Here is a 15,712-nt window from a genome sequence, read left to right as displayed (position 1 = left end):
CCCCGCCCGGGCCCGCCGCTCGCTCATCGGGGCAGTGGGCGCCGGCGCGCTCGGCGCCGCGCTCGGGGTCCGCACGACCGCCGCGTGGGCCCTGCCGTCACCCTCCCGCCCCGAGTGCACCACCGGTCAACGGCCGGCGTTTCTCGGGACGTACGGCAACGGCATCATCACCTGCTCGTACGACACCACGACCGGCGCGCTGACCCGGCAGAGCAGCTTCCCCGCCGTGACCGACCCCTCCTTCCTTGCCGTCTCCCCCAACGGCAAGGTGCTCTACGCACTGGACAACAGCGGACGGCAGGGCGCCGTACGGGCCTTCGCCATCGGCGCCGGGGGCGCACTGGCCGCGCTGGGCCCGGCGCGGTCCACCGGCGGCGCCAACGTCACCCACCTGTCCGTGCACCCCACCGGCCGCTATCTGCTCAGCGCGAACTACGGCGCGGGCAGCGTCGCGGCGCACACGATCAGCGCCGATGGCAGCGTGGGCGCCCGTACCGCCCTGGTCCAGCACACCGGCTCCGGACCCGACCCCGGGCGCCAGGAGGGCCCGCACGCGCATCAGATCCTCACCGACCCCAGGGGCGCGCACGTCTTCGCCGTCGACCTGGGCACCGACACGGTGTACACCTACCGGCTCGACCCCGCGAACGGCGCGCTGCGGCCGGTCTCCGAGGTCCGTTCGGTCCCCGGCGCGGGCCCCCGGCACATGGTCTTCCACCCCACGGCCCCGTACGCCTACGTGGCCAACGAGCTGAACAGCACGGTCACCGTCTACGCGCTCAACGCGGCAACCGGCGCGCTGACCCGCGGCGAGAGCCTGCCCACCGTCCCCGCCGGTGCGGCGGCGGTCGTCCGCAACTACCCCGCCGAGGTGGTGATTTCGGCCGACGGCCGGTTCCTCTACCTGTCCAACCGGGGCCACGAGAGCGTCGCCCGGTTCTCCGTCACCGGCGGCGGCGCCGGTCTGCGCCTGCTGGACACCGTGCCCAGCGGCGGCTCCTGGCCCCGGCACATCGGCCTCGCGCCGTCGGGCACGCTGCTCTTCGCGGCCAACCAGTACGGCAGGACGGTCGCCGCCTTCACCGTGAACCAGGACTCCGGCGCCCTCACCCCCTCAGGGCCGCCGTTCGCCACGTCGTCGCTGGGCTGCGTACTGCCCGTCTGACGCCGCACCTTCACCCCCGGCCGCCTTCCGCGCGCTCCGGGTCGGCCCACCGGGCCCCGGTACGCGCCTGGAAGGCGGCGACGGCGGCCTCCACCGTGGGGAAGAAGTGGTCCGGGTCGATGGTGCGGGTCAGCTCATAGCGCTCGATCTTGCGGCGGACGGGGTCCTTGAGCTCGGCGAAGACCAGGTGGACGCCCTGCGCGTTCAGGGTCCGGTCGAGTTCTTCCAGCACGTCGGCGGCGGTGGTGTCCACATCGGTCACCGGCTCGGCGGCGACCACGATCCAGGCGGGCGGCGGATCGGCGCGGGCGAGTCTGCGTACCGCGTCGCGGAAGGTCTTGGCGTTGGCGAAGAACAGCGGCGCGTCGAAGCGGTAGAGGACCAGGCCGGGCAGTTGGCCGGCGCCCGGGTACGAGCGGATGTCGTGGTAGCCCTCCAGCCCGGCCACCCGGCCGAGCACGGTCTCGTACGGCCACCACGCGCGCCGGAACACGTTGAGGATGGACAGCCCGACGGCGATCGCGATGCCCGGCAGCACACCGAGCAGCGCGACGCCGAGGAAGGCGGCGACCGACAGCAGGCACTCCGCCTTGCGCTGGCGCCACAGCCGCGCCGCCCCGGGCAGGTCGGTCAGGGACAGGGACGCGGTGATGACGACGGCGGCCAGCGCGGGCTGCGGGAGGTCGCGGAAGAGGCCGGGGAGCAGCACGATCATGAGGGTGATCAGGACCGCCCCGACCAGTCCGGTGAGCTGGGTGCGGGCTCCGGCGCGCTCCGCCACGGCGGTGCGCGAGCCGCTCGTACTGACCGGGAAGCCCTGGAAGAGGCCGGCGGCCAGGTTCGCCGCGCCGATCCCGGCCATCTCCTGGTTGCCCCGGACCTCCTGGCCGGTACGGGCCGCGAAGGCCGAGGCGGTGGAGATCGTGTCGGCCAGCGACACCAGGGCGATCCCCAGGGCGCCGGCGAACAGCAGTCCCAGATCGTCCAGTTGCACCTGGGGGACGGTGAACGGCGGGAATCCCTCGGGGAGCACGCCGACCGTGTCGACGCCGTGTTTGTCCAGGTCGAAGAGTGCCGTGGCGCCGATCGCCAGCACCACCATGACGAGGATCGCCGGCACCTTCGGCAGGACCCGTTGCAGCACCAGGACCAGCACGACCCCGGCACAGCCGACCGCGGCCGCCGCCGGGACCGCCTCGCCGTCCGCCAGCCCCCGGACGACACCGGCGGCCTCGTCGATCAGGCCGTCCCCGTCGACGCCGAACCCCAGCAGCTTCGGCAGCTGTCCGATCATGATGGTCAGCGCCAGCCCGTTCATATAGCCGATCATGGTCGGCTTGGAGATCAGGTCGGCGACGAAGCCGAGCTTCGCCACCGACGCCAGGACCATCACGGCGCCGACCATCAGGGCGAGCATCGAGGCGAGCGCGACCGCGCGTCCCGGATCGCCGCCGGACGCGACGAGCGGCAGCACGGTCGCCGCGATCATGGGCCCGAGCGAGGAGTCCGGGCCCAGCACCAGGATGCGCGACGGACCGCACACCGCATAGCCGACCAGGCACAGGACGGAGGTGTACAGACCGGTGATCGGCGGCAGTCCGGCCAGGTCCGCGTACGCCATGCCCTGCGGCACCAGCAGGGTCGTCAGGACGACACCGGCGACCAGGTCCTTGGCGAGCCAGGCGCGCCGGTACGTTGACAGCATGCGGAAACCGGGCACGGCCTGCCGTACGTCGGTCATCGGCGGGCGGCGCTTTCGGCGGCGGGCCGGTCCGGCACCATGGCGAGCCGGAGGATCCGTTTCCAGGCGATGTGCGGCCGGGGGCCGGGCACGCCGGGGCGCTCCCGGGGCACGAGCACGCGCAGGGCCGACGGCCGCACCTCGCAGCGCACGGGTACGGGCAGGGTCAGCGCCTCGCCGTCGACACCGACCGGTATCCGGTCCCGGTCCGCGTCCACGGTCACCGTCCGGCCCGTCGCCCGGGTCAGTCCGCTGGAGCGCCGCCCCCGGAGCAGCCCGGCGGCCTGCGCGGCGCTCGACACCCGTACGCCGATCATGCCGAGCACCCCGCCGTTCAGGTACGGCCGCCGCCCCAGCCCGGTGATGTCCCCCATGCCGTAGGGGTTGTTGCTGACCAGCACGGCCTGCGGCCCGGAGACGACCACGTCGCCGGTGCGGGCCGTCAGGCGGGCGCCGCGGTGCCCCATGAGGTAGTCCGGGAGCACGTCCGCGACGGTACGGGTCTTCCCGCCGCGGTAGGACGGGCTCTGGACCACTTCGGCGTACGCCCCGAACGACACGTTGTTCACGAACGGACGCCCGCCCGCCCGGCCGAGGTCGACGCGCACCTCGGTGCCGTCCCGCAGCGCGTCGAGGGCCTTCGCGGGGTCGTCGCGGTCCAGTCCCAGGTCGAGGGCGAAGTGGTTGCGGGTGCCGGCCGGGATGACCAGCAGCGGCACACCGTGCTCGGCGGCGACATCGGCGACGATCGCCTGCGTACCGTCGCCGCCCGCCACGCCGAGGGCATCGGCGCCCTTGGCCACGGCCACCTGCGCCAGCCCGGCCACATCGATGGTGCCCGGCCCTTCCAGCAGGGCCACGTCCGCCCCCAGGGCCTCCGCCTTCTCCCGCAGCCCGAACCGCGCCACCTTCCCGCCGCCGGAGCGCGGATTCATGATCATGAAGGGCTGCCGGGGCGGCACGGCCGGTGCCTCGGGCATCGCGGCCGGCCGGTCCACGCGTACGAGGGCGGACCGCCCGGCCACGACGGCGGCCAGCCACAGCGCGGCGGACAGCGCGACGACCCAGGCCACATGGCGGTTCACGTACGCGATCAGCACGAGCACCGGCGCCGCGACGGCCAGCGCGAGGGCGAGGGCCCGCCGGGCGCCGCGGTGCGTGAGCGCCCACCACAGGCCGGCCGCCGTCACCACCAGGCCGCCGGCCCCCACCCCGAGCAGGGCGACGGCGCGCAGGCCCGCGAAGAGCAGCAGCACCACCACGGCTGCCGCCGCCGCGAGCAACGCGGCGCGGGCCAGCCAGCGTTCCCGAGCAGTCAGAGCTGTCATGACGGCCTCCAGCCTGCCACCGCCAGCTTGGCACGCCGTCCGCGCGGAAGGCACCCGTCCGGAGCCCGTCACATCGGCTGATTTCGGCGCTATGCGTCGCGGTCCTGGCCCCGGTATGCCTGCATCGAAGCGGCCATCTTCCGCTTGACCGGCGGCAGATGATTGACCAGCCGCATGCCGGTGCGCATCGCGGCGAGGACGGCGCGGCCGAGGACGGGCTTGTGGACCGGCGCGTTGCCGTCCATCTGCTCCAGGGACTTGCGCACCGCGTCGAAGCCGTAATCGATCATCTGGGTCTCGTAGTCGCGGACCGCGGGGACCAGGGACATCCGGCCGTCGCGGACGGCGGTCAGGTTGCGGCACAGCAGCAGGGCGTCGCGCAGCGCGGTGTTGGCGCCGACGCCGCGGCCCGGGGTCATGGTGTGGATGGCGTCGCCGATGAGGGTGATGTTGCTGGAGGGCCACTGCTCGACCGGTACGGAGGTGCGTATCCGGATCGGGAAGCAGGTCGAGGGGTCCACCAGGTCGACGAGTGTGCGCAGACGCGCGTCCCAGGTGCGGGTCAGCTCCCGGAACAGCTCATGCAGCCCCGCCCCGTCCCGCTCGTGGATGTCGGCGGGCAGGTTCCGCGTGGCGCCGCTGATGCCGAGCATGATGTAGTCGCGGGTGTTGTCGAACTGGAGGCCCGGCCAGTTCTTGATGAGGTCGGCGTCGGTGGCGCCGATGCCGCTCCTGGGCGCCCCGTTCTCGTCCCAGGGGAACCGCATGACGTGGAGGATCAGGGAGTAACCACCGGGCGCGAGGAAGAGGTTGACGCCGTCGACGGTCTTCTCGGTCAGCAGCGTGCGGGTGATGTCCGTCAGGGGAACCTTGCCGCCGATGGCGGTGATTCCGGCGTCCTTGAGTTCCGCGTGCGGCAGGTACTGGCGGCGGACCCGCGAGTTGGTGCCGTCCGCGCCGACCAGCACGTCGCCGGTGGCGGATGTGCCGTCCTCGAAATGCGCGGTGACCGTGCCGTCGGGGTTGCGCCCGTAGTGGGTGAAAGCCTTGTCGAACCGCACCACTTCTTCCAGTCCGGTCAGCAGCACCTGACGCAGCGTCATGCGCGAGACCGAGCGTTCCGCCCCGGCCCCGTCCTCGCTCGCCCGCGCGAAGCCGCTCAGGGAGAGCACTTCCTTGTACTTCTCCGTGTACATGGTGAAGTGGTCGGGGGTACGGGCGCAGGTGGCCACGAAGGTGTCGAACAGCTCGGGCGGCAGCAGCCGGGACAGGGCGCGGCTGCCGTCGTGGTCGATGCCGACGCGGTAGCCCTGGAGGCCGCCGCCGCGGGTGCGGTCGCGTTCGAAGACCGTGCACCTGATGCCGGCGCGCCGCAGGCCGTGCGCCAGCGCGAGGCCGCCGGTACCGGCACCAATGATCATCACGTGCATGGGACTGCCTTCTTCTCGCTCGGGGGTGGGGCCGGAGACCGGCTTGTCACGCGGAAACGGGACCGGCCTTGCCGCTGCCGCGCTTCGGTGCGGCCACGGCGCGCAGCCGCTCGGTGTGCCGCTCCTGCACCTCGCGGTTGAAGTCGAGGAAGTCGGCGACCAGGGCCAGCTGTTCGTCGTCGTACCGGGCGTAGACCTGCGCGGCGGAGTCCTCGACGAAGGGCATCATCAGCGCGCGGGCGCGCTCCTGGAGTTCGGGGGTGACCTGCACCAGCGTGCTGCGCCGGTCGGTGGGGTGCGGGGCGCGCGCCAGGTAGCCGCGCTTCTCCAGCCGGTCGATCATCGCGGTCACGCTGCCCGTGGTCAGCCCCAGCCGCCCGCCGAGCTCGCCGGGGGTGGCCCGCTCGGCGGCGAGCAGCAGCTCCAGGCACCGCAGGTCGGTCTCGTTGACCCCCAGCAGACGTGCGACCTCGCGGTCGAAGTCGTCGACGGCCCCCTGGTACGCCTGCACCGCCCGCCCCAGGGCCGCCTTGACCGACTCGTTTTCCTCCGGCACGCGACGCCCGTCCTTCCATGCTCGACCATCTCTCTCGATTTCCAAGATACACGAGAATCGAGAGAGATGGCCGTCACCCGCAACGCACCGGTGCCGCGGACCCTGCGCGGGTCCGCGGCACCGGTGGCGTATCGGGCCGTGTCGGGGCGCGTCAGCCGTTGTCCGGGCTCTCCAGGACGAGCTGGAGTTCGACCTCCTGGTCGCCCGACACCGTGCCCTCCGCACGGACGGCGAAGGCACGCGTCAGCACCTCCCGCAGCCGGTCCACGGCCAGCGGGCTGCCCTGGAGGTTCACGGTGACGGCGGCGGCCGGCTGGGTGCCCTCGCGGACATCGCCCTGCACCTCCGAGGTCTCGAAGTTCTCCGTCCAGACCATCGGGTGGCCGGACCGGTTGGGCTCGTCGTGCGGGGTGTCGCCGGCCGCCCGGTCGGAGGCGAAGCAGCTGCGCAGCGTGCTGAACACGGCCTCGGCGTCGGCCGGGGACCGCGCGCTGAGCACGACCTGCGCGGGTTCGTCGTTGTGGGGTGTGCGGGTCATGTGGGCTGTGTCCTCTCCACGCTGGGCGCTGGGGTGGTGCGGCGGGCTTCCTTGGCCGCCCGTTGGGGTACGACGGTGTACTTCGGGTCCTCGGCGGAGGCGATGCCGGCCGCGAAGATCCCGAAGCGGGTGCACGCGGAACCGGCGAGCAGGGCGAGGCCGCTCGCGGCGGCCAGGGGACGGGCGCGGCCTCCGAACAGCGCGCCGCCCGCCGCGCCGAGCGCCGTGAGGGCGCGCGCCGTACGCAGCAGCTTTCCGGCCCGGCCGGTGCGGTAGGTCTCCGCGACCATGCCGAGCCGTTCCTCGGCGGCCTTGTGCACGGCACTGTCGGCCACCGCGGCCAGGACCGCGGCGCAGCGGGCGGGCGCGGTCTCCCGTACGGGCCCGACGACGAGCGCCATACCGGAGGCCGCGGCCGTCGCCGACACGGCGAACAGATACGGCAGTTCGCGGTGGGCGCCGTGCCAGGCGGGTACGGCGGTGTCCGCCGCGAGGACCGCGGTGTACGTGGCGACGGCCGGGCCCAGGAGCGCCGCGGCGCCGGTCGCCGCGGCGCCCGCCCGGGGCAGCCGCCCGGTGACCGCGCAGGCCGCCGCGGCGCCCGCGGCGGGCCCGTAGGCGGCCAGCAGCCAGGAGCCGACGCTCATCGGCGACGTCGGCTTGAGCACCCGCAGCATGTTCGCGAAGCGGTCCGGCCTGCCGAGGTCGTTGACGAGGGCGGCGGTGGACAGGGAGACCGCCGCGAGGGAGGAGACCTTCATCGCGGTCGCGGTGGTGGTGCGGCCCGTCGCGTGGGCGCCGGCGGCCAGCACCGATCCGGCACCGGCCAGGCCGCCGAGGAAGAAGTATCCGGCGATGTCCCGGGCGCGCCAGGCGGGAGCCTTGATCACCGGCCTGCCGTAGTACGACTGGAACTCGGCCGGCGGCGCCATCAGCTGCTCGCCCCGGCCACCGTGCCTGCCCTTGCCGCGCCGCCGCCCCCGCTGCCCGGCGCCCCGGCCCGGCTTCCCCCCGTCGGGCCCGCCGCGCAGTATCTCCGGCGCGGCCTCCCGGCCGGGGCGCTCGCCCTCCGGGCCCTCGCGGGTGACATCGGAGCCGGTCATCGCCATCCCTTCCGTCCGGTGGTCCTGGCCAGGTGTTTCAGCGCGGGCACCGCGAACGACAGCGCAGCGCCGCCGATCAGCGAGAGCGCCGCACCGCCCGCGTGCTTCCACATCGCGGGCAGGTCGCGGGTGGTGACCACCGGGTCCGGCGGCAGTCCGTAGACCTCGGGTTCGTCGAGGAGCAGGAAGAACGCGCCGTCGCCGCCGACGCCGTCGGTGGGCTCGTGCCCGTACAGCCGCGCGTCGGTGACACCGGCCGCGTGCAGCTGATCGACGCGGAGCGCGGCCCGTTCGCGGAGTTCGTCCAGCGGCCCGAACTGGATGGATTCGGTCGGGCACGCCTTGGCGCAGGCGGGTTCCTGCCCGGCGCCGAGCCGGTCGTAGCACATCGTGCACTTGAAGGCGCGGCCGTCGGACGGGCGCTGCTCGATGACGCCGTACGGGCAGGCGGGGACGCAGTAGCCGCAGCCGTTGCAAATGTCCTCCTGGACCACGACGGTGCCGAACTCGGTACGGAAGAGCGACCCGGTGGGGCAGACGTCCAGACAGGCCGCGTGAGTGCAGTGCTTGCACACGTCGGAGGCCATCAGCCAGCGCAGATCACCGCCCTGGCCGTCCGGACCGGCCTCCTGCGGGTCGGCCGGCGGCAGTTCCGTACGCCCCCCGGCGGACGGCGGCGGCTGTTCGATGAAGGCCACGTGCCGCCAGGTCGAGGCCCCGAGCCCCTGGGTGTTGTCGTAGCTCATCCCGGTCAGGGACAGCCCGTCCTCGGGGATGGCGTTCCACTCCTTGCAGGCGACCTCGCACGCCTTGCAGCCGATGCACACCGAGGTGTCGGTGAAGAAGCCCGAGCGGGGCGGCGCGTCGAAGTGGCCCGCGTCCCCCGCCGGGTCCGGTTCGACGCCGCTGAGCAGGTGGTCGGTCATGCGCGGGCCTCCGTCCCGGTGCTCTCATCGATGCCGGCGCGCTCGCGGTAGGCCGCCACCAGCCGCGGCAGGTCGGGGCCGCGCGGCCGGCGGCCCGGCCGGATGTCCGCGGTCAGCGCCTTGTCCTCCTGGATGTGGGCGTTGGGATCGAGCGCGATGGCGACCAGCTCGTTGGCGGCGTCGCCGGTCACCACGCCGTTGGGCCCCCAGTGGAACGGCAGGCCGATCTGGTGGACCGTACGGCCCTGTACGGTCAGCGACTTGATCCGTTCGGTCACCATGACGCGGGCCTCGACGGCGTTGCGCGCGGTGACGATGGTGGCCCAGCCCAGGTGCTCCAGGCCGCGTTCGGCGGCGAGCTGCGGGGAGACCTCGCAGAAGAACTCCGGCTGGAGTTCGGCGAGGTAGGGCGACCAGCGGCTCATGCCGCCCGCGGTGAAGTGCTCGGTGAGGCGGTGGGTGGTGACGACGTACGGGTAGACGTCGGCGCCCGGTTCGTCGCCGCTGGGGTGGTAGCGGTTGCCTTCCCGCGGGTGGATACGGCGGACGGGCGAGCGCGGCGTGGACGGGTAGAGCGCGTTGCCGAACGGGGAGTCCTGCGGCTCGTAATGGGTGGGCAGCGGCCCGTCCACCAGGCCCGCGGGCGCGTACAGCCAGCCCTTGCCGTCCGCCTGCATGATGAACGGGTCGTCGCCGCGCAGCGCGTCAGGGCCGCTCGCGTCCTCGGGCGGCACGTAATCGGGTGCGCGGTCGGGCACGAAGTCCGGGATGTCGTGGCCGGTCCACCGGCCCTCGTCCGGGTCCCACCACACGTACGCCTTGCGTTCGCTCCACGGCGTGCCGTCCGGCGCTGCCGAGGCGCGGTTGTAGAGGATGCGGCGGTTGGCGGGCCAGGCCCAGGCCCACTCGGCGGCCACCCAGTCCTGTTCGGTGTGCGGCTTCTTGCGGGCCGCCTGGTTGACGCCGTTCGCGTACACGCCGCAGTAGATCCAGCAGCCGCATTGCGTCGAGCCGTCGTCCTTCAGCTCGGTGTACGCGGTGAGCGGGGCGCCGTCCGGGCCGCGACCGTTGATCTCGGCGAGCACGGCGTCGGCGACCGGTTCCTCCAGCGGCCCCTCGGTCGGATAGTCCCAGGTCAGGTCCTGTACGGGCCGGTCCATGGGATCGGTGGAGGCGGCCAGCTTCGCCTTGATGCGCCGGCCGAGGTGGTACATGAACCACAGGTCGCTGCGGGCCTCGCCCTCCGGCTCGACGGCCGCGTGGTGCCACTGCACCCAGCGGTTGGTGTTGGTGAAGGACCCGGACTTCTCGGTGTGCGCGGCGGCCGGGAAGAAGAACACCTCGGTGCCGATGTCCTCGGTACGCAGTTCGCCGGTCTCGATCTCCGGGCCGTCCTGCCACCAGGTCGCCGACTCGATCAGCGAGAAGTCCCGGACCACCAGCCACTCCAGGTTGGCCATGCCCAGGCGCTGGAGGCGGGTGTTGGCGGAGCCGACGGCGGGGTTCTCCCCCATCAGGAAGTAGCCCTTGCAGGTGCCGTCCAGCTGCGCCATGACGGTCTCGTACGTGGAATGCGCGCCGGTCAGCCGCGGCAGATGGCCGAAGCAGTAGTCGTTGCCGGGGGTGGCCGCGTCCCCGTAGTACGACTTGAGCAGGCTGACGAAGTAGGCGCGCATGTCGCCCCAGAAGCCCTTCTCGGTGCGGCTCGCGTTCACGAAGGTGTCCAGGTCCTCGTGGGCGTGCGCGTGCGGCATCGGCAGATAGCCGGGCAGCAGGTTGAAGAGGGTCGGGATGTCGCTGGAGCCCTGGATCGAGGCGTGGCCGCGCAGGGCCTGGATGCCGCCGCCGGGGCGGCCGATGTTGCCCAGGAGGAGTTGCAGCACGCTCGCGGCGCGGATGTACTGCGCGCCGACCGAGTGCTGGGTCCAGCCCACCGCGTAGCAGAAGGCGCTGGTGCGGTCCGGGCCCGAGTTGGCGGTCAGGGCCTCGCACACCCGCAGGAACGTCTTCCGCGGCACGCCGCAGATCCGCTCGACCATCTCGGGGGTGTAGCGGGCGTAGTGGCGCTTGAGGATCTGGTAGACGCAGCGCGGGTGCCGCAGCGTCTCGTCGCGGGGTGCCTGGGAGCCGGTGCGGGCGCCGCCGGAGCCGTGCGTCTCGGAGCCGCCGGCCTCCTTGACGCGCGCCTCGTACTGCTCGTCCACCTCGCCGGCCGGCGCCTGGACGTCCACGCCGTCGTACTGCCAGCTCATCGGGTCGTAGTGGTGCTCCGCCTCCTCCAGTCCGGAGAAGACGCCGTCCAGGTCCTCGGTGTCCTCGAAGTCCTCGCCGACCAGGGTGGCGGCGTTGGTGTAGTGCAGAACGTACTCGCGGAAGTCCTTCTCCTCGGTCAGGACGTGGTTGATGATCCCGCCGAGAAAGGCGATGTCGCTGCCCGCCCGGATCGGGACGTGCAGGTCGGCCAGGGCGCTCGTACGGGTGTAGCGCGGATCGACGTGGATGACGCGGGCGCCGCGGGCCTTGGCCTCCATGACCCACTGGAAGCCGACCGGGTGCGCCTCGGCGAAGTTCGAGCCCTGGATGACGATGCAGTCCGCGTGCTGGAGGTCCTGCATGAAGGTGGTCGCGCCGCCACGCCCGAAGGACGTGCCGAGCCCGGCGACGGTGGAGCTGTGGCAGACCCGCGCCTGGTTCTCCACCTGGACCACGCCGAGGCCGGTCAGCAGCTTCTTGATGAGGTAGTTCTCCTCGTTGTCGAGGGTGGCGCCGCCCAGGCTGGCGATGCCCAGCGTGCGGGCCGTACGGAGCCCTTCGGCGGACTCCCACTCCCAGGTACGGCGACGCGTCTCGATGACCCGGTCGGCGACCATGTCCATGGCCGTCTCCAGGTCCAGCGGCTCCCAGTCCGTGCCGTACGGGCGCCGGTGGAGCACCTGGTGGCGGCGCGAGGAGCCGGTGGTGAGCTGGAGGGTCGCCGAGCCCTTGGGGCAGAGCCGGCCGCGGCTGACGGGCGAGTCGGGGTCGCCCTCGATCTGGACGACCTGCTCGTCCTTGACGTACACCTGCTGGCCGCAGCCGACCGCGCAGTACGGGCAGACCGAGCGCACCATCCGGTCGGCGGTGCCGGTGCGCGGGCGCAGCCCCTCGGTGTACGGCGACATCGCGGCGCGGCCGCGGCCCAGCGGGTCGCCCCCGGTCAGCTGCCGGTACACGGGCCAGTCGCGAACCCGTTTGCGCACGCCCATCGCTTCTCCTCCCGCGCGTCTGCGGTCCGCCGAGGCGGCGGGTGCCTCTTCAAAAGGCTCGCCCGCCGAAGCTCCCGCTGCGAGCGGGGGCGGCAGGCGGCGCACTGCCGCGGCGGGCCGGTGCCACCGGTGCCGGACCGGCGGCGCGGGGGCGGGTTCCCCGCGCCGGGCTGGGAAAACCCGCCCGGACGGGAAAGATCCACCGGCGCCGTGCGGGGCCTGCGGGCGCCCGGTGGGCGGCACCGGGACGCGCCCGGCCGGTGCCGTACGGGTGCCGAGCGCGTGCCGCCCAGGTGCCGTACGAGTGCCGTACGGGTGAAAACACGGGCCCCAGGCGCGGCACGGCGCGAACGATCGGTGCGGGTGATTGACCCGTCCGGGCCCGGGGAACCCCTGCCGCATGGCTGTCGATCACACGCAGGCCCCGGTTCTGGAGGCGCTGGCCCGCTACCGGACGGCGGGCGAGGTCTCCTTCACGCCACCGGGACACAAGCAGGCCCGCGGCGCCGACCCGATGGTGCGCGAAGTGCTCGGCGACGCGGTGTTCCACGGCGATCTGCTGGCCTCCGGCGGGCTGGACGACCGGCTGGGCCGGGCCGAGGTGCTGGAGCGGGCCGAGGCCCTGATGGCGGACGCGGTGCACGCATCACACACCTTCTTCTCCACCTGCGGCAGCTCCCTGTCCGTCAAGGCGGCGATGCTGTCGGTGGCGGGGCCGCACGAGAAACTGCTGGTCGGCCGGGACGCGCACAAGTCCGTGGTGTCGGGGCTGATCCTCTCCGGCATGGAGCCGATCTGGGTGGACCCGCAGTGGGACAAGGAGCGCCGGATCGCCCATCCCCCGTCGGCCGAGGCGTTCGAGCGGGCCTTCGCGGAGCACCCGGACGCGCGCGGGGCGCTGGTGACCAGCCCGACCCCGTACGGCGCCTGCGCGGACCTGCGCGCCCTGGCGGAGGTGTGCCACCGGCGCGGGCGCCCGCTGATCGTGGACGAGGCGTGGGGCGCGCACCTGCCCTTCCACCCGGACCTGCCGTCCTGGGCGATGGACGCGGGCGCCGATGTCTGTGTGACCAGCATCCACAAGATGGGCAGCGGGCTGGAGCAGGGCTCGGTGTTCCACCTGCGGGGCGATCTGATCCAGCCGACGGTACTGAAGTCACGGGCGGACCTGTTCGGCACGACCAGCCCTTCGGTGCTGCTGTACGCCGGGCTGGACGGCTGGCGGCGGCAGATGGCCCTGCGGGGCCGTGACCTGATGGGCCGGGCCCTGGACCTGGCCGCCCGGGTACGCGCCGACATCGAGGCCATCGACGGGCTGCACGTCAACGACCGGGCCGACTTCTGCGGCCCCGGCCTGGCCCACGACTTCGACCCGCTGCCCGTGGTGATCGACGTCAGCGGGCTGGGCACGAGCGGCTACCGGGCCGCGGACTGGCTGCGCGAACACCGCGCCGTGGACGCCCACCTCGCCGACCACCGCCGGATCAGCGCCCAGCTCACCCACGCGGACGACACCTCGACCGCCGCGGTGCTGCTCGACGCCCTGCGCGACCTGTCGCGGCACGCGGCGGAACTGCGCCCGGCACCCGAGGTGGCGGTGCCGTCGCCGGGCGAACTGCGGCTGGAGCAGGTGTGCCTGCCGCGCGACGCGTACTTCGGCGAGACCGAGGACGTACCGGCGAGCGCGGCGGCCGGCCGGATCGTGGCGGAGATGCTGACGCCCTATCCCCCGGGCATCCCGGCGGCCCTGCCGGGCGAGCGGCTCGACGCGCCGGTGGTGCGCTATCTGACGAGCGGGGTACGGGCCGGGATGAACGTGCCGGACGCGGCCGACCCCGAGCTGAAGACCATCCGGGTGCTCGTCGAGGGGAACGGCTGACATGCGGTCGGCGCTCATCGTCATCGACATGATCAACACCTACGAGCACGAGGACGCCGAGCGGCTGCTGCCGTCGGTCCGCGAGGCGCTGCCCGGCATGCTGCGCGCCCTGGAACGCGCCCGCGCCGACGCCTCGGACGTCGAGGTCATCTACGTCAACGACAACTTCGGCCGGTGGCGCTCGCACCACGACGAGATCCTGCGTACGGCGCTGGACGGCCCGCACGCCGACGTGGTCGAGCCGCTCCGCCCCGACGACTCCTCGATGTTCGTGGTCAAGGCCCGCCACTCGATCTTCTACGAAACACCCCTGGAGTATCTGCTCGGCCAGCACGGCATCCGGCGGATAGTGCTGTGCGGCCAGGTCACCGAGCAGTGCGTGCTGTACTCGGCCCTCGACGCACACATCCGCCACCTGGACGTGACCGTCCCGCGCGACGCGGTGGCCCACATCCACCCCGACCTCGCCGACGCGGCCTTGCGGATGATGGAGCGGAACATGGGCGCGCGGGTGACGGAGTCGGCAGCGGACGACCTGTTCAGCTGACAGGCCGTCAACTCCCCTTTTGAGCACTCCGTTCAGTCGATGACCGCGGTCGCCTCGACCTCCACCAGGTGCTCGGGTATGTGCAGCGCCGCGACACCCAGCAGCGTGGACGGCGGCACCGGCGTGACGCCCAGCTTCGCGGACGCCCGGGCGACGCCCTCCATGAACAGGGGCAGCTTGTCCGGGGTCCAGTCCACGACGTAGACGGACATCTTCACCACGTCGCCGAAGGTGGCACCGGCCTCGGCCAGGGCCGTACCGACGTTGAGGTAGCACTGCTCGACCTGCGCGACGAGATCGCCCTCGCCGACCGTGGCCCCGTCGGCGTCCCAGGCAACCTGCCCCGCGGTGAAGACCAGCTTCGATCCGGACGCGATCGACACCTGACGGTAGGCGGGGATCTCCGGCAACCCCTGGGGGTTCACCAGCGTGACGGACATGCTGCCTCCTCGGCACCCGGACCGGGTTCGCCCGGTCTCCTGTGGTTACCCGGGAACCGTAGGAGAGTGGCCGCTGACATGGAAGAACGAACTTTTCGGTGACGGGGGAACCTGTTGGTGACCCAGCAGCCGAACACCCCTTTCGCTCCCTTTACCCCGAATGGTCGATATGTCGATTCAGGAGTACTTTGGAGAAGGCATCGGGGCATCACCGGACAACGGTGATGACATCTCTTCGAGGGAGCGAAATGATGCTTGCCCAGACCGTTCGGACCACCGGCCTCGCGCTCGACAGGGAAGCACTGGGATGGGCCACTGCCCAGCCCGAAGCGCCGCTGAGTGACGCGCCACTGCCCGCTCCGGAAGGCGCCGGATGGGGCGTCCTGCTGCTCGGGCTGCTGCTCTCGCCCAAGGAGCCCAAGGAAACGAAGCGCCGGTGATCTCGGAGCGCGCACGAACCGCCTACAGCGAATCGGCGGACCACTTGGCCCGCCGCGCCCTCGACGCCCTTCAGGGTGTCGGGGGCGCCGCAGTGGCCGCGCCCCACGTCGAGGCCGCGGCGTCGGAGTCCGGGGGCGACCCGGCCGTAGCGCTGGGGGCGGTACGCATCCTCGGGGCGGACATCCTCGCCCCGTACGTCCTGACCGGCCTCCCCCCGACCCAGGGCGAGACGGCCGCCATCGGCCTGGCCCTCGGCGCCCTGCCGCCCGCCGATCCGCCGCCCCCCGCGCCGCCCGAGGGCTCCGAGCAGGCGTGGACCGTCGCCTGGGTGGACTGGGGACTCGCCACCACACTCTCCCGCCTCGCCCCCGAC

General features: G+C 72.9%; 13 protein-coding genes and 1 pseudogene. 5 read left to right on the top strand and 9 right to left on the bottom strand.

The annotated features are described in order from the left end of the window. Nucleotides 1–25: 25 nt before the first annotated feature. Nucleotides 26–1,165 carry a lactonase family protein gene (locus ADK86_RS09640; protein WP_420718832.1) on the top strand — a complete coding sequence of 380 codons (1,140 nt, stop codon included), beginning with the start codon at nt 26–28 and terminating at the stop codon, nt 1,163–1,165. A 10-nt stretch (nt 1,166–1,175) separates the two neighbouring features. Here the strand turns inward: ADK86_RS09640 and ADK86_RS09635 are convergent, their stop codons facing one another. The 8 genes from ADK86_RS09635 to fdh all read right to left on the bottom strand — a co-directional run bounded on the left by ADK86_RS09635 (nt 1,176) and on the right by fdh (nt 12,032). After that, a complete protein-coding gene (locus ADK86_RS09635) occupies nt 1,176–2,906 on the bottom strand; it encodes a SulP family inorganic anion transporter (RefSeq protein ID WP_053696190.1) in 1,731 nt (576 codons plus the stop codon). Further along, complete coding sequence (locus ADK86_RS09630; RefSeq protein ID WP_053696189.1) at nt 2,903–4,234, bottom strand: diacylglycerol/lipid kinase family protein; 1,332 nt, start codon at nt 4,232–4,234, stop codon at nt 2,903–2,905. The genes ADK86_RS09635 and ADK86_RS09630 overlap by 4 nt, the downstream gene beginning before the upstream one ends. 89 nt (nt 4,235–4,323) lie before the next feature. Then, on the bottom strand, nt 4,324–5,664 hold the full coding sequence (locus tag ADK86_RS09625; protein ID WP_053696188.1) for an FAD-dependent oxidoreductase: 1,341 nt from the start codon (nt 5,662–5,664) through the stop codon (nt 4,324–4,326). A gap of 46 nt (nt 5,665–5,710) precedes the next feature. Further along, the gene (locus ADK86_RS09620) at nt 5,711–6,220 is read right to left on the bottom strand and encodes a MarR family winged helix-turn-helix transcriptional regulator (RefSeq protein ID WP_053696187.1); all 510 of its coding nucleotides are present in this window, start codon (nt 6,218–6,220) and stop codon (nt 5,711–5,713) included. 151 nt (nt 6,221–6,371) lie between these two features. Next, on the bottom strand, nt 6,372–6,758 hold the full coding sequence (locus ADK86_RS09615; protein ID WP_053696186.1) for a hypothetical protein: 387 nt from the start codon (nt 6,756–6,758) through the stop codon (nt 6,372–6,374). Continuing rightward, a complete protein-coding gene (nrfD, locus tag ADK86_RS09610; RefSeq protein ID WP_078951961.1) occupies nt 6,755–7,861 on the bottom strand; it encodes an NrfD/PsrC family molybdoenzyme membrane anchor subunit in 1,107 nt (368 codons plus the stop codon). The genes ADK86_RS09615 and nrfD overlap by 4 nt, the downstream gene beginning before the upstream one ends. Continuing rightward, nucleotides 7,858–8,787, bottom strand: a complete 930-nt coding sequence (locus tag ADK86_RS09605; protein ID WP_053696185.1) for a 4Fe-4S dicluster domain-containing protein — start codon at nt 8,785–8,787, stop codon at nt 7,858–7,860. Before ADK86_RS09605 ends, nrfD begins: the two co-directional genes overlap by 4 nt. After that, complete coding sequence (gene fdh / locus ADK86_RS09600; RefSeq protein ID WP_053696184.1) at nt 8,784–12,032, bottom strand: formate dehydrogenase; 3,249 nt, start codon at nt 12,030–12,032, stop codon at nt 8,784–8,786. The genes ADK86_RS09605 and fdh overlap by 4 nt, the downstream gene beginning before the upstream one ends. 400 nt (nt 12,033–12,432) lie before the next feature. On the opposite strand from fdh, the gene ADK86_RS09595 reads away from it, so the two are divergent. Together ADK86_RS09595 and ADK86_RS09590 are read left to right on the top strand one after the other, a co-directional pair. Continuing rightward, nucleotides 12,433–13,911, top strand: a complete 1,479-nt coding sequence (locus ADK86_RS09595) for an aminotransferase class I/II-fold pyridoxal phosphate-dependent enzyme (RefSeq protein WP_053696183.1) — start codon at nt 12,433–12,435, stop codon at nt 13,909–13,911. 1 nt (nt 13,912) lies between these two features. Then, the gene (locus tag ADK86_RS09590) at nt 13,913–14,458 is read left to right on the top strand and encodes a cysteine hydrolase family protein (RefSeq protein ID WP_053696182.1); all 546 of its coding nucleotides are present in this window, start codon (nt 13,913–13,915) and stop codon (nt 14,456–14,458) included. A 32-nt stretch (nt 14,459–14,490) separates the two neighbouring features. On the opposite strand, the gene ADK86_RS09585 is transcribed toward ADK86_RS09590, so the two are convergent. Further along, nucleotides 14,491–14,898: a RidA family protein gene (locus ADK86_RS09585; protein ID WP_053696181.1), complete on the bottom strand. Its 408-nt coding sequence runs from the start codon at nt 14,896–14,898 to the stop codon at nt 14,491–14,493. Between the two features lie 248 nt (nt 14,899–15,146). Here ADK86_RS09585 and ADK86_RS09580 point away from each other — a divergent pair, with 248 nt between their 5' ends. Together ADK86_RS09580 and ADK86_RS09575 are read left to right on the top strand one after the other, a co-directional pair. Beyond that, complete coding sequence (locus ADK86_RS09580; protein WP_107088443.1) at nt 15,147–15,338, top strand: hypothetical protein; 192 nt, start codon at nt 15,147–15,149, stop codon at nt 15,336–15,338. Next, nucleotides 15,335–15,712, top strand: a pseudogene (locus ADK86_RS09575) (hypothetical protein); the annotation flags it as partial. The gene ADK86_RS09580 and the pseudogene ADK86_RS09575, both read left to right, overlap by 4 nt.

The organism is Streptomyces sp. NRRL F-5755 (genome assembly GCF_001279365.1).
GTDB lineage: Bacteria > Actinomycetota > Actinomycetes > Streptomycetales > Streptomycetaceae > Streptomyces > Streptomyces rimosus.
The sequence above is the reverse complement of the archived record's forward strand: the minus strand, read 5'-3'. Positions and strand labels throughout refer to the sequence as shown.